Origin of the sequence: Bradyrhizobium sp. GCM10028915 (assembly GCF_042666195.1) — a bacterium.
GTDB classification, from domain to species: Bacteria; Pseudomonadota; Alphaproteobacteria; order Rhizobiales; family Xanthobacteraceae; genus Bradyrhizobium; species Bradyrhizobium canariense_D.
Genome location: NZ_JBHTFN010000003.1, coordinates 244308 through 268384 on the forward strand (window position 1 = coordinate 244308; position 24077 = coordinate 268384).

The 24077-nt window shown below is 63.6% G+C and carries 19 protein-coding genes; 11 read left to right on the plus strand and 8 right to left on the minus strand.

Features of this window, described 5'->3' with window-relative positions; all coding sequences use genetic code 11:
• Positions 1 to 18: 18 nt before the first annotated feature.
• Genes ACFQX9_RS02895 through ACFQX9_RS02905 form a run of 3 tightly spaced genes read right to left on the minus strand, consistent with a single transcriptional unit; the run spans position 19 to position 2793 of the window.
• Positions 19 to 1389: an amidohydrolase family protein gene (locus tag ACFQX9_RS02895; RefSeq protein ID WP_377786479.1), complete on the minus strand. Its 1371-nt coding sequence runs from the start codon at positions 1387 to 1389 to the stop codon at positions 19 to 21.
• 4 nt (positions 1390 to 1393) lie between these two features.
• Entirely contained in the window at positions 1394 to 2473 is a 1080-nt protein-coding gene (locus ACFQX9_RS02900) for a maleylacetate reductase (protein ID WP_377786481.1), read from the minus strand.
• A complete protein-coding gene (locus tag ACFQX9_RS02905) occupies positions 2470 to 2793 on the minus strand; it encodes a Dabb family protein (protein ID WP_247393752.1) in 324 nt (107 codons plus the stop codon). The genes ACFQX9_RS02900 and ACFQX9_RS02905 overlap by 4 nt, the downstream gene beginning before the upstream one ends.
• A 108-nt stretch (positions 2794 to 2901) precedes the next feature.
• Here ACFQX9_RS02905 and ACFQX9_RS02910 point away from each other — a divergent pair, with 108 nt between their 5' ends.
• The 6 genes from ACFQX9_RS02910 (at position 2902) to mdlC (ending at position 10643) form a co-directional block, all read left to right on the plus strand.
• Positions 2902 to 3825, plus strand: a complete 924-nt coding sequence (locus ACFQX9_RS02910) for a LysR substrate-binding domain-containing protein (RefSeq protein ID WP_377786483.1) — start codon at positions 2902 to 2904, stop codon at positions 3823 to 3825.
• A gap of 43 nt (positions 3826 to 3868) precedes the next feature.
• The gene (locus ACFQX9_RS02915; protein ID WP_085352402.1) at positions 3869 to 4345 is read left to right on the plus strand and encodes a MarR family winged helix-turn-helix transcriptional regulator; all 477 of its coding nucleotides are present in this window, start codon (positions 3869 to 3871) and stop codon (positions 4343 to 4345) included.
• 46 nt (positions 4346 to 4391) lie between these two features.
• Complete coding sequence (locus ACFQX9_RS02920; RefSeq protein WP_377786485.1) at positions 4392 to 6101, plus strand: FAD-dependent oxidoreductase; 1710 nt, start codon at positions 4392 to 4394, stop codon at positions 6099 to 6101.
• 89 nt (positions 6102 to 6190) lie between these two features.
• The gene (locus ACFQX9_RS02925) at positions 6191 to 7516 is read left to right on the plus strand and encodes an MFS transporter (RefSeq protein WP_085352450.1); all 1326 of its coding nucleotides are present in this window, start codon (positions 6191 to 6193) and stop codon (positions 7514 to 7516) included.
• 35 nt (positions 7517 to 7551) lie between these two features.
• Positions 7552 to 9000 carry an aldehyde dehydrogenase gene (locus ACFQX9_RS02930; protein WP_377786488.1) on the plus strand — a complete coding sequence of 483 codons (1449 nt, stop codon included), beginning with the start codon at positions 7552 to 7554 and terminating at the stop codon, positions 8998 to 9000.
• 35 nt (positions 9001 to 9035) lie between these two features.
• Complete coding sequence (mdlC, locus tag ACFQX9_RS02935; protein WP_377786490.1) at positions 9036 to 10643, plus strand: benzoylformate decarboxylase; 1608 nt, start codon at positions 9036 to 9038, stop codon at positions 10641 to 10643.
• Here mdlC and ACFQX9_RS02940 read toward each other — a convergent pair.
• The 3 genes from ACFQX9_RS02940 to ACFQX9_RS02950 all read right to left on the minus strand — a co-directional run bounded on the left by ACFQX9_RS02940 (position 10640) and on the right by ACFQX9_RS02950 (position 15036).
• A complete protein-coding gene (locus ACFQX9_RS02940) occupies positions 10640 to 12175 on the minus strand; it encodes a hypothetical protein (protein WP_377786492.1) in 1536 nt (511 codons plus the stop codon). The genes mdlC and ACFQX9_RS02940 overlap by 4 nt on opposite strands.
• A gap of 30 nt (positions 12176 to 12205) precedes the next feature.
• Positions 12206 to 13381: a glycosyltransferase family 4 protein gene (locus ACFQX9_RS02945; RefSeq protein ID WP_377786575.1), complete on the minus strand. Its 1176-nt coding sequence runs from the start codon at positions 13379 to 13381 to the stop codon at positions 12206 to 12208.
• A 308-nt stretch (positions 13382 to 13689) separates the two neighbouring features.
• A complete protein-coding gene (locus ACFQX9_RS02950; RefSeq protein ID WP_377786494.1) occupies positions 13690 to 15036 on the minus strand; it encodes a lipopolysaccharide biosynthesis protein in 1347 nt (448 codons plus the stop codon).
• A 433-nt stretch (positions 15037 to 15469) separates the two neighbouring features.
• Here ACFQX9_RS02950 and ACFQX9_RS02955 point away from each other — a divergent pair, with 433 nt between their 5' ends.
• Positions 15470 to 16693, plus strand: coding sequence for an NAD(P)/FAD-dependent oxidoreductase (locus ACFQX9_RS02955; protein ID WP_018458716.1), 1224 nt, complete (start codon positions 15470 to 15472; stop codon positions 16691 to 16693).
• A 30-nt stretch (positions 16694 to 16723) separates the two neighbouring features.
• On the opposite strand, the gene ACFQX9_RS02960 is transcribed toward ACFQX9_RS02955, so the two are convergent.
• Positions 16724 to 17860: a GNAT family N-acetyltransferase gene (locus tag ACFQX9_RS02960; RefSeq protein ID WP_377786497.1), complete on the minus strand. Its 1137-nt coding sequence runs from the start codon at positions 17858 to 17860 to the stop codon at positions 16724 to 16726.
• 1067 nt (positions 17861 to 18927) lie between these two features.
• Between ACFQX9_RS02960 and ACFQX9_RS02965 the strand changes: the two genes are divergently transcribed.
• Positions 18928 to 20076 (plus strand): ABC transporter substrate-binding protein, encoded by a 1149-nt coding sequence (locus ACFQX9_RS02965; protein ID WP_085352421.1) that lies wholly within the window; start codon positions 18928 to 18930, stop codon positions 20074 to 20076.
• Between the two features lie 34 nt (positions 20077 to 20110).
• Here ACFQX9_RS02965 and ACFQX9_RS02970 read toward each other — a convergent pair whose 3' ends face one another.
• A complete protein-coding gene (locus ACFQX9_RS02970) occupies positions 20111 to 20869 on the minus strand; it encodes an SDR family NAD(P)-dependent oxidoreductase (protein WP_018458719.1) in 759 nt (252 codons plus the stop codon).
• A 163-nt stretch (positions 20870 to 21032) separates the two neighbouring features.
• Here ACFQX9_RS02970 and ACFQX9_RS02975 point away from each other — a divergent pair, with 163 nt between their 5' ends.
• The 3 genes from ACFQX9_RS02975 to ACFQX9_RS02985 are packed head-to-tail and all read left to right on the plus strand — an operon-like array spanning position 21033 to position 24077.
• A complete protein-coding gene (locus ACFQX9_RS02975) occupies positions 21033 to 22292 on the plus strand; it encodes an extracellular solute-binding protein (RefSeq protein WP_085352422.1) in 1260 nt (419 codons plus the stop codon).
• 2 nt (positions 22293 to 22294) lie between these two features.
• The gene (locus ACFQX9_RS02980) at positions 22295 to 23236 is read left to right on the plus strand and encodes a carbohydrate ABC transporter permease (protein ID WP_377786578.1); all 942 of its coding nucleotides are present in this window, start codon (positions 22295 to 22297) and stop codon (positions 23234 to 23236) included.
• Entirely contained in the window at positions 23229 to 24077 is an 849-nt protein-coding gene (locus ACFQX9_RS02985) for a carbohydrate ABC transporter permease (protein ID WP_085352423.1), read from the plus strand. The genes ACFQX9_RS02980 and ACFQX9_RS02985 overlap by 8 nt, the downstream gene beginning before the upstream one ends.

Consider the following 24077-nt stretch of genomic DNA (forward strand, 5'->3'; position numbering starts at 1 on the left):
TTGTTGTCCTTGACGCCCTCAGGCGGCGTGTCCCTGTCGTTCGATGTCGTGCACCAGTCGCCGGCCGGATTGCACGAGCAGTTCCTTCTTCGCCCCCAGGCCCTCGGCCAGCAGCCGACCATTCCGCTTCTTCCACACGCCGCCGATCATCACGGCCTCGATATTGGCAAGGCTCGTCTGCATCACCACGGTGGAAACGGGATCGTGCACCGGGACGAGGTTGAGATCGGAGCAATTGATGATGACGAGGTCGGCGAGCTTGCCCGGTGTCAGCGAGCCGATCTGGTCCTCGCGGCCGAGCATGCGGGCGCCTTCCGTCGTGATCCAGCGCAGCGCCTCGCGGACGGGGATCGTGGTCGTCGCTGGAATGGTGCCGCTGGCCTTGCGCGACTCGGCGTTGTCGAGCGCCCGCTGCATCGAGAGCGCAACGCGCGCGGCGGAGAAGAGGTCGCCCGCCAGTACGGATTCCAGATCGATGCCGATGGTCGGCCGCACGCCGCGCTTGAGCAGCCGTCCGGTGATCGGAAAGCCGTGGCCCTGGATCATTTCGTTCTCCGGCGTCACCGAGAAGGAGACGCCGAGATCGACCATCCGGTCCAGCAGTGGGTCAGGCAGGTCGTTGCCGTGGACGATGTTGATTCCGGCGCCCACGAGACCCGCCTCGATCAGCTTCTCCCAGCCACCGGGCGTCTTCGCAGGACCACCGCCCTGATGCATCGATGCGATCAGCTTGAATTCCCGCGCCATGCGAAAATCGTGCATGGCGACGTCCAGCGTCGAATAGTGCGGGCCGAGGATCGCGAGTCCAAGCGTGACGAGGCCGTCGCGGTCCGCGAGGGGCCCCGCCAGCAGTCGTTCGACCTCATTGCGTGGATGCGGCACTTCCGAGAAGTGCCGCTCGCCCGGCTTCGGTTCGGGCTTGGGCGAGCCGTGGAAGAAGGCCGCACGGATACCGCTCTCGATCAGGCCGCGCACGGCGGCGTCGGTATGATCAGGCGTCGGATTGTTGTGGCACCAGTCGACCAGCGTGGTGGTGCCCTGGTTCATCTGGTTCAGCGCGCCGACCAAGGTCGCGATATAAATGTCCTCGGGCCTGAAGACCGTAGCGAGACCCGCATGCATGCGGCGGAAATATTCCAGCAGCGTCCAGTTGGCGGCATAGCCGCGTAAGCCCGTCTGCCAGGTGTGCATATGGGCGTTGATCAGGCCGGGGATGACGATGCGCCCGGTGCCGTCGACGATCTCGGTCTCGGCCGCGCCGCCGACGTCGATCGATGGACGGACGTCAACGATGCGGCTGCCCTCGATCAGCACGTCGCCGCCAGGTAAATCGCCGATCGTGTCATCCATGCTGATGATGACAGCGGATTTGAGGAGCGTGCGCCGCATCGAATCAAACTGCCGTTTTGATGGCGCCGGGCGGCTCGCCGGCCCAGGCGCGCGTGATCAGGTCGCGGATGGCGTCGCGTTCGAGCGGGCGCGGGTTCCAGTAGGCGTTGGTGACCGCGAGGTCGGCAGCCTTGTCGATGCCGCCTTCGGGCATGCCGATGTCGCGCAATGCGACCTTCGCACCCAGCCGCTTCGCGAGCTCGAAAAGTCCTTGCGGTGCATCGGCGGCGCCGATTGCGCGTGAGATCCGCGCCATCGCATCGGGCACGGCCGGCGCGTTATAGGCCAGCGCGTGCGGCAGCACGATGGTGTGGGTCTCGGCATGCGGCAGGTCGAAGGTGCCGCCGAGCGTGTGGCAGAGCTTGTGATGCAGCGCCATGCCGACGGTGCCGAGGCAGACGCCGCACAGCCAGGCGCCATAGAGCGCTTCGGTGCGAGCCTCGCGATCGTCGCCCTTGGCGGCGATGGCGGGCAGGGCACGCGCCAAGGCGCGAATGCCTTCTTCTGCCATCAGCGAGGTGACGGGATTGGTGTCGCGCGCGTAGAGCGCTTCTACCGCATGTGCGATGGCGTTGATGCCTGATGTCGCGGCCAGGCTCGCCGGCAGCGTCAAAGTGAGATCGACATCGTAGATCACGGTCTCCGGCAGGATGGCGGCGTCGCGGACCGTGGTCTTCAGGCCATTCTCGGTCTGGCCGACGATCGGCGTCATCTCCGAGCCGGCATAGGTCGTGGGAATGCAAAGCTGGTTGATGCCGGTGCGCAAGGCCAGCGCCTTGCCGAGGCCGGTCGTGGATCCGCCACCGAGGGAAATGACGCAGTCGGCCTCGCACGCCTTCATCGCCGCGAGCGCCCGCTCCGTGACCTCGACCGGCGTGTGCATGGTCGCGCCCGGAAAGATGCCGCCGTAGAGCGGACCGAGCGCCGCGCCCAAACTTTTGCCTTGCGCCTCCTGCTGCGGCGTCGTCAGCACCAGGGCGCGCTTGCCACCGAGCCGCTCGACCTCGGCCTTGGCCGAGGCCAAAGTTCCGCTGCCGAACACGACGCGGCAGGGCAGGTTTTCAAAGGTGAACGTACCGATCATGCGCCGGTCTCTTTGATGGGATAATCGACCTGGAAGCGTCCGATCCGCAAGTCGCCCAGCGCCTCGCGCACGCGCAGATGTTCCGGGTGGGTGGCATAGGCCGCGAGCGCAGCGTGGTCGGTGAATTCGGAGAACAGAACGACGTCGCAGGCGTAGTCGACATCGCTGACATCGAGACCGACTTCGATATGGGTGAGGCCGTCGATCCGGCCGCGCAAGCCCTCGAACAGGGTCTTGACCTTGACCCGGGCGGCGGCCCGCTCCGCGGGCGTCTCCCCGCGCAGCCGCCACATCACGATGTGCCTGATCCGGCCCGACATTTCCCTGTTTCCTCGCCTGCTATCTTGCTCGTGTTTGGGCCATTTTGACTTGCGGGATACGGAAATAAAGCTCAATAATCGTAAGTCTCTTTTCCCGTTTGCGAAAAAATGGACCGCCTGCTCCAGTTGGAAGTATTCGCCAAGACGGCTGAGCTCGGCAGCATGTCCAAAGCTGCCGAAGCCCTGCGCATGTCGAACGCTGCCGCGAGCCGCCATCTCAGCGCTCTCGAGGAGCGCCTTGCAGTCCGGCTGATCGAGCGCAACACCCGTCGGCTGTGGTTGACTGAGGCGGGGCAGGAGCTGCTGGAGCGCTCGAGCCGGGTTTTGAGCGAGTTGGCGGAGGCCGAGGACATCGTCAGCGATCGGGCGCTGTCGCCGCAAGGCATGCTGCGGGTCACGAGCTCGCTGTCCTTTGCGGTGATCTATCTGGCGCCGATGCTGCCAGCCTTCCGCGCGCGCTATCCGAAGCTCAACATGCAGATCACCACCGCCAACCGGTACTCCGATTTCATCGAGGCCGGCATCGACGTGGCGATCAGGACGCGCGAGCAGGAGCCGGATTCCAACATCATCGTCCGCCGCATCGGCCAGATGCGGCGGGTGCTCGCTGCTGCGCCGTCCTACCTCGCAAGCTGCGGCGAGCCGGAGCAGCCCGCCGATCTCGCGCGCCACAACATGCTGATCTACAATCTCGCCAACGATCCCTATTCGCTGCGCCTGCGCAAGGGCAATGGCGCGCAGATTGTTCGCATCACGTCGACGCTCGACAGCAATGACGGCCAGGTCATCCGCGGCGCCGCGCTGGCGGGGCTCGGCATCCTCGTCCAGCCGCTCTATATCGTGCAAAGCGATATCGCTGCGGGCCGCCTCGTCCCCGTTCTGATGGACTGGGAGCTGCCGCTGCTCACGATGAACATCGCCTACCAGAACCGTGCCGGACTGCCTGCCAAGATCAGGGTCTTTTCCGACTTCCTGGTCAGCCACATCCGCGAGCATTCGCAGCCGGGGATCTGGATCGACGCGGCGAAGTGAGCGACATTTTCGAATTCAGGCGGCTTTGCAGAAGGCACATCCATTGAAAGCCAGGACATCCGGCACCGCATGGCGGCATGCCAACATCGGTCGGCTGCTCAACAACGCTGTGCGGCGCTTCGAAGGTCGTGTGCTCGAACTGATGAGCGAGAAGGGGCATGGCGAAACGCGGATCGCGCATGTCGGCCTCACACGCAATCTCGACGTGGAGGGGACCAGACTGACGGAGCTCGCCCGGCGCGCCTCCATGAGCAAGCAGGCGATGGGCGAGCTGGTCGATCAATGCGCCGAGCTCGGCCTGGTCGATCGGATCGCCGATCCGACCGATCGGCGCGCGCGCATCGTCATGTTCACGCCGGCCGGGCGCAAATGGCTCGATGCGTTCCGCGACGCCGTCGACGTTGCCGAGCAGGAGATGCGCGCCGAGCTCGGCAAGGCCACGATGGACGCGATCCTGAAGGGACTGGCGGTCTATGGCGCGACGTTCGATACGCTCGATACGCTCGACGACGCCAAGTAGTCAGGCTACTTGACGATATCGTCAGGCGACCTTACCATGCGGAATAATGCTGGTAGGGAGAAGCGCCTTGGAAACATGTCTGACGGCCTCGGTGCTCATCGTGGGTGGGGGGCCCTGCGGCCTGATGCTCGCCAACGAGCTCGGCCGGCGCGGCGTGTCCGCGATCCTGGTCGATGAAAAGCCGGGCACGGCATTCAATCCGCAAGCCAATGCGACGCAAGCGCGCTCAATGGAGCACTATCGGCGGCTGGGTTTTGCCGACGAGATCCGACGCGAAGGTCTGCCTGCGGATTATCCGACCGACGTTGCGTATTTCACGCGCTACACCGGTTACGAGCTGGCCCGATTTCAATTGCCGTCATCGTCACGCGCGGGCGAGCTCGTCAAGGGCATGTCGGGCTCCTGGAGCGCCGCCGAGCTGCCGCATCGGGTCTCGCAAAAATACGTCGAGGCGGTGCTGCGCCGCCACGCCGAACGGCTTCCCGGAATACGGCTCAGCTACGGTCATCGTCTGATCAGCTACGTCGAGAGCGATGACGGCGTTATCGCCGAGATCGAATGTCTCGATGACAACAGCCGCTTTCAGGTCCGGGCCGACTTCCTGGTCGGAGCCGACGGGCCGCGCTCGATGGTCCGGCAATCGCTCGAGATCGTCTACGGCGGCGAAACCGGAACGCAGCGCGATTTCATGGGCGGCCGCATGCTGGCGGTCTATCTCCGTTCGCCTGGCTTCTACGCGAGCATCCCGCATGCCAAGGCGTGGATGTACAATTGCTTCAACGGCGACCGCCGCGCCTTCATGGCATCCGTGAATGGTCGCGACGAATTTGCGTTTCACACGCAGCTTCGGCCCGGCGAAGACGAGAGTGCGATCACAATCAACGAGGCCAAAGCAGCGTTCCAGCGCGCTTGCGACGCGCCGATTGACTGCGAAGTGCTGTCATTCGTGACCTGGACCGCCGGCCACGCGCTGGTCGCGAACGGAATGCAGCGGGGCAGAGTGTTCCTCGGCGGCGACGCGGCGCATCTGTTCACGCCGACCGGAGGCCTTGGCTACAACACCGCGATCGAGGATGCGGTCAACCTCGGCTGGAAGCTCGCAAGCGTCGTCAAGGGTGTGAGCCCGGCGGGGCTGCTCGACAGCTATGAGGTCGAGCGGCGTCCGGTGGCGCTGCGCAACACCGATTATGCGCGTCGCTTTGCCGACTCGCTCGGTCTGTTCGCTCCCGCGCCTGACATCGAGGACGCCACCGAGGCCGGCGACGAGGCGCGGCGGACGGCGGGCGTCTATCTCGAACAGCACGCCCGCGCGGAATTCAACATTCCCGGCGTCACCTTCGGTGGGCGCTACGACGGCTCGCCGATCATCGTCTCCGACGGCAGCCAGCCGCCGCCCGATGCCGCGAACGTCTACGTTCCGAGCGCCTGTCCCGGCGGCCGCGCCCCGCATACGTGGTTGGAGGACGGCGTCTCGCTGTACGACCTGTTCGGGTTCGAGTGGACGCTGCTCCAGTTCGGCGAGGTCATGACCTCTCAAGCGTCAGTCGTCGAGACCATCCGTGCGATCGGGGTTGATGTGAAACTCGTCACGCTGCCGAAATCCCTGCGCGATCTCTATGAGGCGGATCTGGCTTTGATACGCCCCGACCAGATCGTGGCTTGGCGCGGCAGCGCGTCACAGGCTGGTACGATCGGGCGCGTTCTTGCCCGAGCACTCGGACACAACGCGAGCGACGGCGCACGGCTGGCAAGCTGATCGACTCTCGCCGTTGCATCCGACCAGCGGCTGCGGCGGCCAATAACAACAAGACAACAAAACGACAAATGACACCGGAGGAGGAAACCGTGACGACAAGAGCATTGGAGCACTACGACGACCATGCCGCCGCCGGCGCCACTGCCGAGCAGACGGCGAGCAGCCGCCGGCGTATCCTGATCGCCGGCACCATCGGCACCGCGATCGAATGGTACGACTTCTTCATCTACGGCCTGATCGCGCCGCTGGTGTTCGATCAATTGTTCTTTCCGAAGTTCGACCAGCTCACGGCGACGATTGCGGTGTTCGCGACGTTTGCCGTCGGATTTTTGGCGCGTCCGCTCGGCGGGCTTGTATTCGGCCATTTCGGTGACCGTCTCGGCCGAAAGTCCGTCTTGCTGTGTACGCTGCTCATGATGGGACTTGCGACCATGTCGATCGGGCTGTTGCCGACCTACGCCAGTGCAGGTGTGGCTGCGACCGTCGCGCTCGTGGCGTTGCGCTTCGTTCAGGGGTTTGCGCTCGGCGGCGAGTCGACCGCGGCGATCCTTATGGCGATCGAGACGGCGCCCGGGCACCGGCGCGGCTTCTCGGCCGCGGTGATCCAGGCCGCAGGACCCGTCGGTGTCGTGCTCGCCTCGTTTGCGGCGCTCACGATCGCGCGGCTGCCGGAAGCGGACCTGCTGTCATGGGGCTGGCGCGTGCCGTTCCTGATCAGCGCGGTTCTGGTCGCGCTCGGCGTCTATATGCGCCTGCGCATCGAGGAGAGCGCGACATTCCGAAAGGCGAAGGTGACGGAAGCAGCGCCTGTGGTCGAAGCGCTGCGGGAACATTGGCGGCCGATCCTCATCGTATTCTTCGCCGAGATGGCGCAGACGTCCTATTTCTATCTGACAGCCATCTTCACCATCTCCTTCGCGACCCGTCAGCTCGGCGTCCAGAAAGACGTCATCACGCAGGCCGTGCTGTTCGCCAATCTCGTCGGGCTCGTTGCGATGCCACTCATCGGAGCCTGGTCCGACCGTATCGGACGAAAGCGTCTGTTCTTGGCCGGCGTGGTGCTTGCAGCCATCTCGATGTTTGCATTCTACGGTGTGGTCGCGAGCCGCGACACGGTGCTGGTGACGGGCGCGGTGATCCTCGCCGCGGGGGTGATCCATCCGCTGATGTTCGGCAGCGAAGGAAGCTATTTTCCGGAATTGTTTCCGACCCGCATTCGCTTCACCGGCGTGTCGATCGGAAAGCAGCTCGGGACGGTGCTCGGCGGCGGCATTGCGCCGCTGGTCGCCACCAGCCTGTTTGCGCAGACGGGCTCCACCTACGCGATCACAGGATACTACGTTGCGCTCGCGCTCGCGGCGATGATTGCGCTCGGCTTTGCGCGTGAAACCGGAAAATCGCGGCTGCTCGGCTAGAGCGAGCGCCATTATCAACCCCAGGGAGGTTTTTCATGGACGTCAGTCTTCTCATCAACGGGCAGGATCAGGCCGCTTCCAGCGGCAAGGTGTTCGAGCGGCGCAATCCGCTGTCGCAGGAGGTCGCAAGCCGCGCGGCCGCCGCGACCGCTTCCGATGCCGACGCCGCGGTGGCGGCGGCCTCCGCCGCGTTTGCCGCATGGTCGGCGCTCGGCCCGAATGCGAGGCGAGCCCTGTTGCTGAAGGCCGCAGATGCGCTTGAGGCCAAGCGCCACGCCTTCGTCCGGATCATGATGGCCGAGATCGGCACGACGGAGATCTGGTCGGCCTTCAACGTCAAGCTCGCGACCGGCATGCTGCGCGAAGCGGCGTCGCTCACCACGCAGATCGCCGGCGAGGTGATCCCGTCGGACAAGCCGGGATGCCTCGCGATGTCCATTCGACAGCCCGCCGGCGTGTGCCTCGGCATCGCCCCGTGGAATGCGCCGATCATTCTCGGCGTTCGCGCCGTGGCGACGGCGCTCGCCTGCGGCAATTCCGTCGTGCTCAAGGCCTCCGAGATATGCCCGGGGACGCACCGGTTGATCGGCGAGGTCTTCAAGGACGCAGGCTTTCCGCCCGGTGTCGTAAATGTTCTGACCAACGCACCGGCCGATGCGCCCGCTCTGGTCGAGCGCCTGATCGCCAATCCGGCCGTGCGGCGGATCAATTTCACCGGCTCGACCCGCGTCGGGCGCGTCATCGCGGAGCTCGCCGGGCGCCACCTCAAACCGGTGCTGCTCGAGCATGGCGGCAAGGCGCCTCTTGTCGTGCTCGACGATGCCGACCTCGATGCCGCCGTCGCGGCGGTCGCGTTCGGCGCCTTCATCAATCAGGGCCAGGTTTGCATGTCGACCGAGCGGGTGATCGTCGACGAGGCGGTGGCGGCCGCCTTCGTCGACAAGCTTGCGAAGAAGACAGCTGCGCTTCCGGCCGGCGACCCGCGCTCCGGTCCGGTCGTCGTCGGCTCGATGATCGACGAGGCGCCGGCCAAGCATGTCGTTGCGTTGATCGACGACGCGATCGCCAAAGGCGCCGTCAAGCTCGCGGGCGGCGACCGGGTTGGCACGGTCGTCCCGGCCACCGTGCTCGACCGCGTGGTGCCCGGCATGCGCATCTATACCGAGGAGAGCTTTGGTCCCGTCGTCTCGGTGATCCGGGCAAGTGGCGTGGATGACGCGGTGCGGCTTGCCAACGATACCGAGTACGGCCTCTCGGCCGCCGTGTTCGGCCGCGACGTCGCGCGTGCGCTGACGGTGGCGCAGCGGATCGAAAGCGGCATCTGCCACGTCAACGGCTCGACCGTGCATGACGAGGCGCAGATGCCGTTCGGCGGCATGAAGGGATCGGGCTACGGCCGCTTCGGAGGTCAGGCCGGGATCGCCGAGTTCACCGATCTGCGCTGGATCACCATCGAGACCCAGCCGCAGCACTATCCCTTCTGACCGCGCAACAAGCGAAGCCCATCAGGACGCTATTCATGAATTCGAAAGTTCTCACGGTTCGGGAAGCGACCCTCGGTGTGCTTCGCTCCTTTGGCGTCGATCGCGTTTTCGGCAACCCCGGCTCGACCGAGCTTGCCTTCCTTGGCGACTGGCCCGACGACATCGACTACGTGCTCGGATTGCAGGAAGCCTGCGTCGTCGGCATGGCAGACGGCTATGCGCAGGCCACGGGACGAGCGGCGTTCGTCAATCTGCACTCGGCGGCTGGGCTCGGTCATGCCCTCGGCAATCTCTTCACCGCATTCCGCAACAAGACACCGATGGTCGTGACAGCCGGGCAGCAGGCGCGCAGCCTATTGCGGATGCGACCCTATCTCTTCTCCGAGGACGCCGCACAGTTTCCAAAGCCCTATGTGAAATGGAGCGCCGAACCGGCGCGCGCCGAAGATGTTCCAGCGGCGATCGCGCAGGCCTTCCTCACCGCCATGCAGCATCCCCGCGGTCCGACATTCGTGTCGGTCCCGTCGGATGATTGGGCGCGGCCCGCAACCGCTCCACCGGTCCGCTGCATCGCGACGGAGTTTGCACCCGATCCGGCGGCGATCGTTCGGCTCGGCGCGGCGATCCGAGCCGCCAAAAAACCTATCTTCGTTGTCGGACCCGAGATCGATCGCAGCGGCTGCGTCGACGCGATGGTCGCTGTGGCCGAGCAGGCGAGCGCGGCCGTTTGGGCAAGCCCGATGTCGAGCCGTTCGAGCTTTCCGGAATTGCATCCGCTGTTCGCCGGCTTCCTTCCGGCAGCACCGGGAGGGCTCGCCCGCGCATTGCGCGGCGCCGATCTGATCGTCGTGGTCGGCGCGCCGGTGTTTACTTTCCATGTCGAAGGACAATGCGAATTGCTCGACGATGAAACGCCGGTCTGGCAGATCACGGATGATCCGACGGAAGCCGCATCCGCTTCTGTCGGTGACACCATCATCAGCACGCTCCCGAAGGCGCTGGCTGGGCTGCTGTCGGCGATGCCAGGGATCGCGGAGCGCGAGGTGCCGGCCGCGCGGATGCGGCCTGCCGTTCCTGCCGCGCAAAATCGGCTTCCGCCCGCTTATGCGCTCGCCCGGCTCTCCGCGTTGATGCCGGCCGATGCGATCGTGGTCGAGGAGGCGCCGTCGCATCGTCCCGCCATCCAACAATTCCTACCACGGCCTGGCGCGGACAGCTTCTACACGATGGCGAGCGGCGGACTTGGTTATAGCCTGCCGGCCTCGGTCGGCGTGGCGCTGGCGCGGCCAGGCCGCCGCATCGTCGCCCTGATCGGTGACGGATCGGCGATGTATTGCATCCAGGCAATCTGGACCGCGGTGCAACGCCGCCTGCCGATCACTTTCGTGATCATGAACAATTCAGGCTATGGCGCGATGCGCGCCTTCAGCCAGCTGATGCAGGCGCATCGCCCGCCCGGGATCGACCTGCCCGGGCTCGACTTCGTGGCGCTCGCAAGGGGAATGGGTTGTCCGGGGCAGCGCGTGACCGATGTCGGCGACGTCGACGCCATCTTGACCGAAGCGTTGGCATCAAGCGGTCCCGCGCTGGTCGATATCGCCGTCGACGACGCCACGACGGACCTGTTCAGCCATCCGCGCTAGCTGGCGGCAGAGGGGCTGGTCCGCGGCGACAAGACAGCCGATGGAAATTTGCCTCCGAAGGCACGGGTCTTGGGTTGGACACGCGACCCGTCGATCACCTCGAGTTGTCCGCAGCGATTCAAGGTATGCAACTTCCTGCCGGGCCATGCTGGCCCTGGCCGCAGAGAGTGGCGGATAATCTGCTTGAACGTCGTCGGCGACAGTTCGACGATTTCCGCCAGGGCGAGCGCTGCCCCATATCCGCCGGCACAATCCTGGACCGGGCGCCACAATTTGTCATTGATGGTGACGAAATTCCCCGCAGGCCGCGTGCTCGCGCGGTCGATCAGGACCGGGTTGCTGGCATGCGGCAACCACGGGCCCATGAGGTGCTCGGCGTGATAGATCGCCAACGAATCCGAATACCCGCCAGTGCCATCGCGCCAGGCTCCGAACAGATAGTGCAGGCCGTTGTGCCGCGTGATCGTCACATCGGCGAGTTCAAGTCCTGAAAGCAGCGTCGCGTGGCGCTCCCATTTGTCCGGGAACCGAACGCATTTATAGATGGCGACGTCCCCATTGGTCGAGCTCTCCGGGATCATCCACAATGCGCCATCGTCCTCGATCAGGAACGGATAGGAGAGGTGCCAGGGCTCGTCCAATACGGGCACGACCGCTCCGACCGGGCCCTTATCGTCGAACTCGATCGCGGAAATGATTCCTTTTCCAATCCGGTGATCGAGATCCTCAAAGAAGACGAATGTTCTTCCCTGCCATGTGATGGGGAAAGGATCGGCGTAGAAGTGGTTTCCGGGATCGGCAAGGACGTTCCAGCGAGGCCCTGACAGGTCTCCGGTCTGCCAGACGCCTGCGCCCTTGTTGATGCGCCATCCGACATGCCAATGCGGGGCATAGCAGCAGAGGCGATAGATCTCCTTGGCGATCGATATGGTGAGGCCGCGCGCGACATAAGCCGTTGGCGGGCGGCCGTTGTCCGCTCGGGCCGGTCGTGCCAGCTGCGGCACGATGCGCGGTCGTCCCGACAGGATGGCGGCCACCATGGTCAGGGTTCGCGCCATGACCGTTTCCAGGCCCCCGCTCAGACCGGCCGCGATTTCGGCGGAGGGATGGCCACGATCGAGGACTGCACCGTCGACCTCGTCGACGATTTCGATCACCGGCAGATCGCCGGCGAGAATGGCGGCAAGAGCTGCGTTTTCGCCTGCCACTCCATTGAACAGCGGGCGGAGATACTGCCGGGCGGAGCAGTTCGGATCCCGCGCGCCACCGGTGAAATCGACGATGACGTCTGCCGTGCCGGCGCGAGCCTGCATCCGGTCCGGACTGATCTTCAGCCTGTCGGTGCCGCTGTGTTTGCCCTTGTGCAACACCAAACGTTCGAGCTCGAACAGCATGTCGAGACCCGCCGGCCGCGGCTCCGCCGTTGCCGTCCACGCGATCTGGACCGGTACATCCCGCCCGTCGATCGACAGCGTCTCGCGGCCCATCCACCGCCGCGCATTCTCAATTTCACAGCGAAACTCGATGGTCATGTCGAGCCGATCCGTTTCAATGCGCCCCGATCAAATTACCTGGCCGAGAATTCGAACGTATTCCTCCACCATGGCGTCCACTGAATAGCGCAGCTTCAGGCCTTTGGCGTTTTGCCGCAGTTCGTCGCTCAGTCTTTGGTCCGTCAGGAGCCTCGAGACGGCCGCTGACAGCTTGGCGTGATCGGAGGCATCGACGAACAGCGCTGTCGGCTTCCCTTCGACGGACAACACTTCGCGCAAGACCGGAAGATCGGTGACGACCGAGGGAACGCCGGCGTTTGCAGCCTCCACGGCGGCGAGGCCGAAGGTCTCCGCCTGCGTCGGAAATACGAACACGTCGAGAGCGGCGAGAAACTCCGCCATCTGGCGCGGGGTGATTTCGCCGAGCAGATGCAGCCTGTCCGATACTCTCAGCTCATCCGCCAACTGCCGCAGCCGGGCCTCGTCGGCTCCCTGGCCGGCCAGCGAGAGATGCCAGGATGGTTGATCCGGCAGCAGCCGTATCGCCGCGTCCAGCCGCTTGTGCGGGTGCAATCTTGCTGCGCAGCCGAGCAGGGGGCTATCCGGCGGGAGATTGAACTTCTGTCGCGCAGCTTGCTTCGACAGGGTGAGCGCCTTGTCGTCGAAGCCGTGCGGGACATGCACCATGCGCGCGCGATAAGCCCTGGGGTAGCGCGAATACTCGCGCTGCATGTCCAGCGAGTTGAGCGTGATGCGGTCGAAGAAGCCGAGGCTGCCCATGACGATGTCGGCCGTACGGACCGGCCAGCTCATCGACAGCGCGGATGAAACCTGATTGGCGATGACAGGTGCGCGGCAGATCAGGCGCGCCACACCGGCGCCGATGACATTGCCGAAGTGCTGAAAGGTCAGAACGGCGTCAGGCCTGGTGGCCCTGATATGGCGGCCGAGCGTCCACAGCATTTGCAGCAGCGCCAGCGGATTTCCCGGCCGGCTCGACGCGCAATAGACCGTGTGGGGCGGCTCATCGAACGAATCCGACTTGCGGAAGAAGAAAAGATTGGTGACGCGATAGCCGCGGGCGGTCAGCCCGGCGCCAAGCAGGCGCGAGATCTCCTGCGCACCGGCGTTCTCAGCCTGGGTCTGTACGAGCAGCACGTGCGGCTTGCGTCCGCCACCGTTGGGCGACGGGAGTGCTGTCGCAGTCGTCTCGCCCAACGCCTTGTTTGGCTGGTAATGCAGCACGGATCCCGACCCATTAGAGAAGCGAATTTTCACCTTCTTAACTCCGTATCTACCATGCGGGCATCGCGCGGACACCGACTAGCAATAAACGGAGTTAATGCGCCCTGCCGCAAGGGCATCGTTCGTGAGGGAATTCCGCTGGTTCCCGACGAAGTGCAGAGGACGCGGGCAACCGCCGATTAACCATCGATATTTGGGTTGGAGCGGGCCCACTAAAGCATACGAAAACGACGCACATTCCGCCGGTGCGCCGACGGCTGCTGGTGCGCTCTCCTTCATGCGGGACACGCGCGACATATGCTGACGCTCTATTCGCCGGAGTCCGCGCCACGGACCGCGTAGGCGCTGCGCTTCGATGCCGAGAAACGCAGAAGCCCCAGAATCGAAGGATCGACGCCGGTTCGTCGGCGACAGAGGATGTTGAGGACGATGGTCGCGAGCGCCAGCGACACAGTGGCCGAGATCGCTGCGCCAAGAACGCCGAGCCAAGGAATGAGGACGAGAAATCCAACCAGCCGTAGCGCTACGTTCCCGGCAATCACGGGGACATACTCGCGCTCATGGCCGGTCAGTTGCAATATCGCCGCAGACGGACCGCCCGCCGCCTGGACCGCCGTTCCGATCGCGAGCACGATCAGGACCCAGTGCTGCGCAGCGAAATGTGGCCCAAACAAGTTGAGTAGATGGGGACCTCCAACCCAGATCAGGAGGAGTCCGCTGACCACGCACACCGCGGTCACTTCCGCCATGAGCCGCAACGTTCGCTCGAATTCCTGATGGTTCTTGCTGAAGTACAGCGAGGGGAGCCGACGTGCGCCAAAGCTGTACAATGCGGCCGACAGCATGGCGAAGATGTTGGCCAGGCGCGAAGCGGCAAAATAAATTCCGGCGGTTGCCGGGTCCAGCATCCAGTAGACCAGAATGACGTCGAAATATTGGTTCGCGGCTTCGAGAATGGATGCGACCCAGAAATGAAGCGCGCTCGATCTCCAGCGCGACGGCTCGGAACGCACCCCCGTGCCGCGGAAATCCGGTAGAACTCGCGCAATCGCGATGATCTGTGCGACCAGCCCGACCGACATGGCAATCGTCATCACGGCGATCAATTCGGCGGGATCAAGCTGCCGATGGCCGAACATGATTGAGAGCAGAAACAGCACCACGCTGACTCGCCAGAAGAACTCCCTGTTTCCTTCCCCCATGAGAATGCTGACCAGCGAGCGTGCGATCTGGCTGCCAAGCATCAGTCCGGCATTCACGGCTGTGTAGGCCGACACCGCGACAACCAGCAGCCACGAGGCGCCTTTGATGTTCGCGCCGATCGCGATTGCGCCGATCGCAATCAGCATCGCGACGGAGGAAATCTTGAAGCTCGATAGCAGCACGCCCTTGGTGAGATCAGGCTGATTTCCCACCCGATACTCGTTCAGAAATCGCACCAGCAGCGATTCCTGGCCCACCAGACCGACGACCGCTGCCATCTGGGCGACCGAAAGCCAGGTCGCAAAGATGCCAAACCCATTGGGCGACATCGTTCGTGCCGCAAGCGAGAACAACGCGAACGCAAGCGCGCCGCTACCAACCTTGAGAAGGATGGTTCCGGCAACACCGCGCGTCACGTCGCGCCGCATGAACTGGACGATGGATTCAATCATGGAGATTTAAGGGGCAACTTCCCCTGAAGAGACATTTTCCGATTACCTGCGACAGCCTAGCATGCCGAAAAACCGCGAGTGTTAATGGACGGCCTCCATGATCCCGCCGGCCGCGGCGACGTCGCGGCCATGCCTGTTGCTTCACTATGGAACATCGCTGACCCCATTGTCCCAGATAGAGCAAAGTGCGGCCCGGTCGCGTGGCGGCAGAGCGCCGCATCGACGGCCGATGAGGCGAGATGAGCCGTTGGAATGCGGACCGGCTCGGCGGGAATGGCCATCCCGAGCAAGGCGCGTGCCGGATCTCATCGGGCCGGGCAGGTCTCCGCTGCGTTAACCGAGATATCGAGAAATGATCGCGTTTGGTCCTACGATGCGACATCAGGCGAGAGAATTGCACGGGCAACCATCGTTGACCGTGGGAGCCTGGACCATGACGGCGGATAGCAACGTGACCGAGCCGAGCGCTGGATCTGCGACCGCGGCGATCGTCGTCGACATCGCGATCGTCGGCGGCGGCCTTGCGGGCTCGCTCGCGGCGGCCGTGCTCGCGCGGGCAGGGCATCGTGTCGCTCTCGTCGACAAGCGCGCGGTCCATCCGGACGAGTTTCGGGTCGAAAAAATAGGCGGCCGTCAGCTGGAGATGTTGCGCAAGCTGGGCTTCCTCGATGCGCTCGACAACGTGGCCTGTCGATATGATCAGGTGCTCAACATCAGGGAAGGCAAGGTGGTCGATGTCAGCGTCGGCCGGGCTTACGGGCTTCCATATGCCGATCTCGTCGCCATGGCGCGCAGCCAGCTGCCTGATCCGTCCAGCCTCATTGTCGATGAGGTCACTGCGGTCAATTGTCGCGACGATCTCCAACATGTCGAGCTCGCGTCAGGGGGGCGCATAACTGCGCGCCTCGTCGTGCTGGCCACGGGCATGGCGGGCGTGCTCGGCTACAAGCTCGGCATCAAGCGGCGCGTGCTGGCCGAGCGCCATTCGGTTTCGTTCGGCTTCACGATCGCCCGGCGCGACCACGCGCCGTTCGATTTCGAGGCGTTGACCTGTTATGGGGAGCGCACAGCGGACGGCATCGATTATCTCAGCCTGTTTCCCGTGCGTGCCGGCATGCGGGCAAATCTCTTCATGTTCCGAGACCCGACCGATCCGATCATGCGCGAGCTGCGCCGTGAACCGGAGGCGACGGTCTTGCGCCTGCTTCCGGGATTGCGGCCCTACCTTGGCGATTTCCACGTGATCGACCGGGTGCAGAATTGGGTGATGCACCTGTCCGTCGTGGAAGGACATCTCCAGCCCGGAGTCGTGCTCATCGGTGATGCGTTCCAAACGAATTGTCCGGCCGCCGGCACGGGCGTCGCCCGTCTGCTGGTCGACGTCGAGCGCCTCTGCACCGAATATGCGCCGCGTTGGCTCGGGACCGAGGGCATGGGCCGGGAGAAGATTTCTGAATTCTATTCCGATCCCGACAAGGTCGCGGCGGACCAGCAGTCACTGAAGATGGCGCGCTTCCGGCAGGCCCTGACGTCCCGCAACGATATTGGCTGGGACGTGCGGCGGCGGCTGCACTTCCTGCGACGCAGTATCACCCACCGGCTCGATCAGATGCGGCCCGGCTGGCTCGCGCAGGTTCGAAGCGCGCTACGCGCCTGAGAGCGGCACCCGGTCGGCCCCTCGCACCGGTCAGCGCGTCGGCGTTGAGGTCCGGGTCGGCAGGAACCTGAACTCCGACATCCGCTTGGCGGCCAGCTTGAGCCAAGGCGCCTGTTTCAGTGCGAACAAGGAGATGGCGCCCGTGGTGCTGCCCGCCTGCGTGACCGTCCACATCGGTGAAGGCTGAGCGCCGAACTGCTTCTTGTAGGGCTCGTCGCCGATGGTGAAATCGAGCATCTGATCCCCGCGCTCGATGCAATCCTTCGCCACCTGCTCGAACATCAGCGCGCCCAAGGACTGGCTTTTGTATCCGGCAATGTCGAAGGCGCCCATGATCACGAGGAAGCTGCCGTGATGGCTGAGTCCGAGCACGGCTGCGATGACCTCGCCGTTCATCTTCATCGCATAGAGCCGGACAAAGGAGCCGAGGCCGCGCTGCGCCACGTCGGAATAGAAGCCGTAATATTCGGGGCGCTGGAGCAGATCTCCGTCGCCGTGTGCCTGAAAGCGCGGCCCGCGAAATTTCTTCATCACGTCCAGCACCTCCAAGACAGCGGCACTGTCGCGGCAGCATGAAAAACTCAAGTCCCCCTTCTTCTGGAGCTGCCGGGCTTTCTTTGCGAGCTCCTTCTGGTAGGAACGGTCCAGCGCACTGGCGCGCCATTGCTCGAACGGCGCGACCAGAACGGTCGCATGGGCATTGGTGTCCATCGCTATGCGGCGGGGCGCAGCCAGCAGGTTCTCGATCGGAAGCCGTCCATCCGGCAGCTTGGTCATCCGGAGCAGATCGAACGGGCGGACGAGGCACCGGATTTCTGCGCAGGCACTCTCGTCCTTGAGCAGCTCGGAAAATACCTGCGGGCTGCATACGGGCGCGAGGTAGTCGGAAACGCGGAGGTCGGCGAATTCGACGGTCCGTATCGGGCCGCGCCGGATCCGCAGCAAGGGCAACACCATCGCAAGGGCGCCCGTCGCGCGGTGGCGGACCACGACAACCAGAGGAGTTGCGCCCACATGAGACGCGAGCCTGGTGTAGAGGGTGTCGAGCCAGAGCGGATGCTGGAACGCGGTGGCGGCCGAGTTGTCGAACAGCTCCGCGTAGTCCGGCGACAGGAAGTCGAATCCCTGCTCGATGGCGATGTCGAATGTGTTGCTAGGTCTGTTCATACGCAACCAAGAAAGCAGATGGCTCGGGACGATTGATGGAGCCGGATCTACGCTCTATAGCAGGGTCGTTACGGGGGAGACACCGGCGGCGTATGATTTGCATTAATCCTTCGAGCGAGGCGCGTATGGTTACCAAACCGCTAATTCCTCATCGAGCGGCCTCGCAGCCGAAACAGCCACGACCGCGTCAACCCCCCTCGTCAGAAATATTCCACTTTACCGAAATTCGGTTTTAGCGTATGTGTCGTCCATCCCGGCTCATCCTTGAGGGGCGATCTTGTGGTCGTCATGTTCGCGAGCCGGGCTTGCGGTGGACGCGGCAGCGTTCGGGTGCGAGAGGCTAAGGGCAGGGCGGATTGCTCTCCGTGAGCCCAGGCTGCGTTCCGACGAGCGGCGCTGCTAGGCTTCGTCTCGTCTGTAAGTTTCCGGCTCCGTCGACAGGGCTGGGAAAACTGCGGCGAAATGGCGAACCGTGCGTACGGCAAAAACCGTGTGGTCCTGGCCGTCGTTGCTACGGTCAAGCCCTGGCGAATGCGGCATCTGCGTCAACCGGCGCGGTGGCGGTGACTTTCGTTGGGACGAGGGAGGCCAAAGAGAACTCGGCTCCCGGGAGAGCACGGCATAAGCCGTCCAACCATCGCGCAGGGAAGGCCGAGTGATTGGCTACACCTGTATGCTGCTGTGCGGTTTTCCTGCGTGTGCTTTTCGCGCAGCGGACCGCGGGTGCCAGCCGGCACCCGGCCTTCCCTGCGCCCTCTTGGACAAGAGGGTGAAGCGACCAAGCGAAGCTCGGGCGAAATGCGCCGCGAGAACGCGAAGGCGTGTCCGTCTACCTCGAGATTCCGGTTCGAGCACCGATGTCTTGTCCCTAACGCTAGGGACAGACACGTTGCCGCGATCCGCTTAGCATGATCCGCCCGCTTGCTCGGGACCGCAGGAGGGAACGCGTATGTCGGACGACGTGCCTTCTGGGCAGCGTCGGTGCGTCCCGGAGAGCAGTGCAAGCTCGAGCCGGGGCGCCCGATGCAGCCGGCGGAGTCATCAAAGCGGACAGGGAGGAACGGGACATGAAGATCGGTTTCGCGCGAGCCTCGCTTCTTGTGGCATGCGTCCTTTTTGGAAATGCTGCTCACGCGGACATCAAAATTGGAATTGTGATTTCGGCAAGCGGCCCGGGATCCGCTCTGGGACAGCCGCAGCTCAAGACGGTTGCAGCTCTTCCGAAAGAGATCGGTGGAGAGAAGGTGACCTATATCGTCCTGGACGACGAGTCGGATTCGACCAAAGGGGTCCAGAACGCACGCCGGCTGGTGATCCAGGATAAGGTCGACGTGCTGGTCGGCTCCTCTCTGACCCCGGTGACCATGCCGATGCTGGATGTCGCGCTCGAATCGAAGACGCCGCTGCTGTCGCTCGCTGCCGCTACGGCCATCGTTCAACCGATGGATGAGAAGCGTGCCTGGGCTTTCAAGGTCGTTCCCAATGACGACCTCATGGCGGCCGCCATCCTCAAGCATATCGCGACATCAGGCGTGAAGACGCTCGGCTATATCGGCGTTTCGGATGGCTACGGCGAGGGCTACTACAAGGAGGTGAGCCGCCTCGCGCCTGCGTTGGGGCTGACCGTAACCACACATGAGGTCTACGCGCGCGCCGACACCAGCGTCACCGGTCAGGCGCTGAAGGTGATGTCGACCAATCCCGATGCCGTCTTCATCGCGTCCGCAGGAACTCCGGCCGTCCTGCCGCAGCAGGCGCTCCGCGAGCGCGGATACGCCGGGAAGATATTTCAGACACACGGCGTGGCCAGTGAGGAGTTCATCAAGCTCGGCGGCGCGAACGTCGAAGGTGCGGTATTCGCGGGCGAAGCTTTTACCATTGCCGCCGATCTTCCCGCAGGAGATCCGTTCCGTCGTTCGACGGAGGAGTTCGTGACCGCGTATGAAGCGGCGAACGGACAAAAGCCCAACATGTTCGCTGCTCACCTCTGGGATGTCGTGGCACTGATCGGAAAAGCTGCACCGGATGCGCTGAAGACGGCAAAGCCTGGCACAATCGAATTTCGCGCGGCGCTGCGGGACGCACTCGAGCGTGGGCAGAACATCTATCTCAACAATGGGCTGTCGAACATGAGCAAGGCCGATCACAACGGCTATGATGAGCGCTCGGCCTTTCTCATCAAGGTCGAAGGCGGGAAGTTCCGCCTGGCAAAGTAGCGGCGCGCCGATGCACGATCTGGTCTGGTCCGCCTCAGACCCAGCCGCCATCGACGATGTAGTGCTGGGCTGTGCAGGCAGAAGCCTCGTCGGAAGCGAGGAAGATGGTGAACTTCGCGACCTCGTCGGGCATGAGCTTGCGCTTCAGGCATTGTCGTTGCATGAGCTCGACCTCGCCCTGGGGTGTCATCCATTTATCGAGCTGGCGCTCAGTCATGATCCATCCCGGCGCTATCGCGTTCACGCGGATATTGTAGGCGCCGTAATCGCGCGCCAGAGAGCGTGTGAGACCGATCACACCCGATTTGCTGGCGGTGTAGGCGGCCATGCCGCCTTGTCCGGCGATCCACGATACCGAGCCGAAATTGATGATAGCGCCGGCGTTCGCCGCCTTCATGTCCGGCAACACGGCCTGCGCAGCAAAGAACTGGTGCTTCAAGTTGACCCCGATGCGGTCGTCCCAATATTCCGGTGTCATTTCCTCGGTGCTGTGCCGCTCGTCATGCGCGGCATTGTTGACGAGGATGTTGATCGCGCCGCGCACATTGCGCGCCTCCGCGACACCGGCACGTAACGCGGCAATATCGGTCAAGTCGACACGCATGAAACGCGCGCTAAGACCTTGATCCGACAGCTCGCGTGCCAGCGATTGGCCCGCGTCGACATTGATGTCGAAGAACACGACATTGGATTTCTGCTGTGCGAAGCGCCGCACGATCGCAGCGCCAATTCCCGATGCGCCTCCGGTGACGAGAACGACCTTGCCGGCGAGGTCGGAATAAACGGCAGCCATGGATATCCCTCGATTTGCGTTGGGGGCAGCGCGACGCGGCCCGACTCTCCCGCTCACCTTAGCGACCTCCCTCGTGAGGTGCATAGGTCAGAATTTCAGTTGCGTACCTCAAAAATCGAAGGCAGGATTGCATCAAAGAATAAGAGCCCTTGGGAGGAATGTGATGAGACTGCTCGGGAAACTGGGACTAGCCGTTGTCGCATGCCTGTTCGGAGCGAAACTCGCTGCGGCCGAAACGACGGTCAAGTGGCTGCACATCGAGGCCAACCCGGCCCAGGTCAAAATCTGGGAGGAGGTTGCGCGCGCCTATGAGGGGTCGCATCCCGGCGTCAAGGTCGAGATGCAGTTCCTCGAGAACGAGGCCTACAAGGCCAAGCTGCCGACCATCCTGCAATCCAAAGACCGGCCCAACATCATCTACAGCTGGGCCGGCGGTGTCCTGAAGACGCAGATCGAGGCCGGTGTGCTCGACGACATCACCGATTCTGTGAAGGGCTACAGCGACAGTCTCACACCGGCGGCGCTCGCCGCCTTCACCAGCAACGGCCGTGTTTATGGTCTGCCCACGGCGCTCTCGCAGGTCGGCTTCCTCTGCAACAAGGAGCTGATGGCCAAGGCGAAGGTCGACCCTGCCGGGATCAAGAGCTGGGACGATCTGCTTGCTGCCGTGAAGACGTTGAAATCCGCCGGCGTGACCCCGATCGTGGTCGGCGGCGCCGATAAGTGGCCACTGCACTTCTACTGGACGCATCTTGCTGTGCGCATCGGCGGCAAGGCGGCGTTCGATGCGGCGTTGCGTGGCGAGAACGGCGGCTTTGCCGGGGAAACCTTCCAGAAATCCGGCGAGCTGTTCAAGCAACTCGTGGATCTCCAACCGTTCCAGAATGGCTTCCTGGGTTTCAAGAACCCGCAGGCGGTCGGCTATTTCGGCGACGGCAAGGCGGCGATGACGCTCGCGATCAGCACGGTCTATCATCTGCAGCGCGCTCTCGCCGCCGACAAGGTCGGATTGATCGAAGACAAGATCTGCTGGTTCGACTTCCCGGTCGTGACCGGCGGCAAGGGCGCTCCGACCGATACGCTCGGGGGCATCACCGGTTGGTTGATCACAAAAGGCTCGCCGAAGGAGGCTGTCGATTTCCTGAAGTACTTCGTCTCCAAAGAGGTGCAGACGCGGCTTGCCGCGGGCAACTTCATCATCCCGGTGGTGCAGGGTGCGGATGTCGGCCTCAACAACGCCTTCATGAAGCTGATCGCCGCCAATCTAGCGAAGTCGAACTACCACCAGAACTTCTATGACCAGAGCCTGGGTCCGTCGGTCGGCCGCGTCGTCAACGACGTTACTGCCGAGATCGCCGGCGGCAGCATGAGCCCGCAAGAGGCTGCCAAGGCGATCGAGGCGGCGTGGAAACAGGGCAACTGACGGTGACGCGGCGGACCGCGAGCGTGTCGGCGATCGGCGCTGCTGGCGAGATGATCCCGCAGGTCACGGTCCGTGGCCCGAGTTGGGACGGCAGGCTGACGGTGCTCATCCTGTTCCTGCCGCCGGCGCTGCTGTTGTTCACGTTGTTCGTTGTGCTGCCGATCGGCGAAGCAGCCTGGTATTCGGGCTTCAATTGGAACGGGTTCGGCAGGCCGACCAACTGGATTGGCCTGGACAATTACCGCTTTGTGCTGGAGACCCGCGCCTTCTGGCTCGCTCTGCGCAACAACGGCCTGATCATCGCTGTTTCGCTCGCCATCCAGCTGCCGCTTGCGCTCACCCTTGCCTTGACGCTCGCCGAACGCTTTCGAGGGGCGGTGGCGCTGCGCATGCTGTTCTTCATGCCCTATATCCTGGCGGAGATCGCGACCGGGCTGATCTTCAGCTTCGTCTATGATGGCGACTACGGCCTTGTGGCCTCGATCTGGCGCAGCTTCGGCGCCGAGCCGCCGCATCTGCTTGCATCGACGGATACGGCCATGCTGGCGGTGCTGAGCGTGGTCGTCTGGAAGTACTTTGGCTTCCACATGATGCTATTCATCGCAGCGCTCCAGGGCCTCGACAAGAGCCTGGTCGAGGCGGCGCGTATCGACGGCGCGACCCGATCGCAAGCCTTGCGACATGTGGTCATCCCCTTGCTCTATCCGACGATAAGGCTCTCCGTGTTCTTCGCCATCGTCGGCTCGCTGCAGCTGTTCGACCTCGTCATGCCGCTGACGCGCGGGGGGCCAGCGGACTCCTCGAACACGATGGTGAGCTTTCTTTACAACAATGGCATCTCACGCATGCGGGTCGGCTACGGCAGTGCCATCGGCGTCATCCTGTTTGCGATCTGCGTGACCTTTGCCTTCACGTACAAGCGATGGTTCATGCGCGATGAGTAACGCCAGGACCATCCGCGCGCCGTTCGATCCCTCAGTATTGTTCAAGCTGGTGTTCCTCGCCGTCGTTGCCATCATCGTAGTGGTGCCGCTGCTCGCGACCTTGTTCGGTGGCTTCAAATCGCTCGGCGAACTGCGCGTCAATCCGTTCGGCCTGCCACGCCACTGGGAGTGGCAGAACTATGCCGACATCCTGTTCTCGGCACGCTACTGGCAGCTCTTGCGCAACTCGCTGATCATCTCGACCCTCACGGTGGCCCTGACCCTGATCGTCGCCTCGATGGCGGCGTTCACCTTCGCCCATATCAGGTTCTATGGCAGCTCGATGCTGCTGAGCTACCTGACGCTGGGCCTGCTGTTTCCGGCCGCGACGGCGGTGCTGCCGCTCTTCATCAAGGTCCGCGATCTCGGGCTGCTCGATACATATTTTGGCGTTGCCCTGCCGCAGACGGCCTTCAGTCTTGCGATGAGCGTGTTGCTGCTGCGGCGCTTCTTCAAGGACATCCCGTACGAATTGCTGGAGGCCGCGCTGGTCGACGGGTGCAGCTATATCAAATTCTTCCGCTATGTGACGTTGCCGTTATCGCGGCCGATCCTGGCGACCGTCGGTACCATCACCTTCGTCAACAGCTGGAACGCCTATCTGCTGCCGCTGGTGATGCTCAACACCGACGCGCTCTATCCCTGGCCGCTCGGTATCATGATTTATCAGGGCGAGTATTCGTCCGAGTGGCATCTGATCCTGGCCTTCATCACGTTGACCATCCTGCCGACGATCATTCTCTTCCTCCTGGCGCAGAAGCACATCGTCGCAGGCCTCACCGCCGGCGCGGTCAAGGGATGA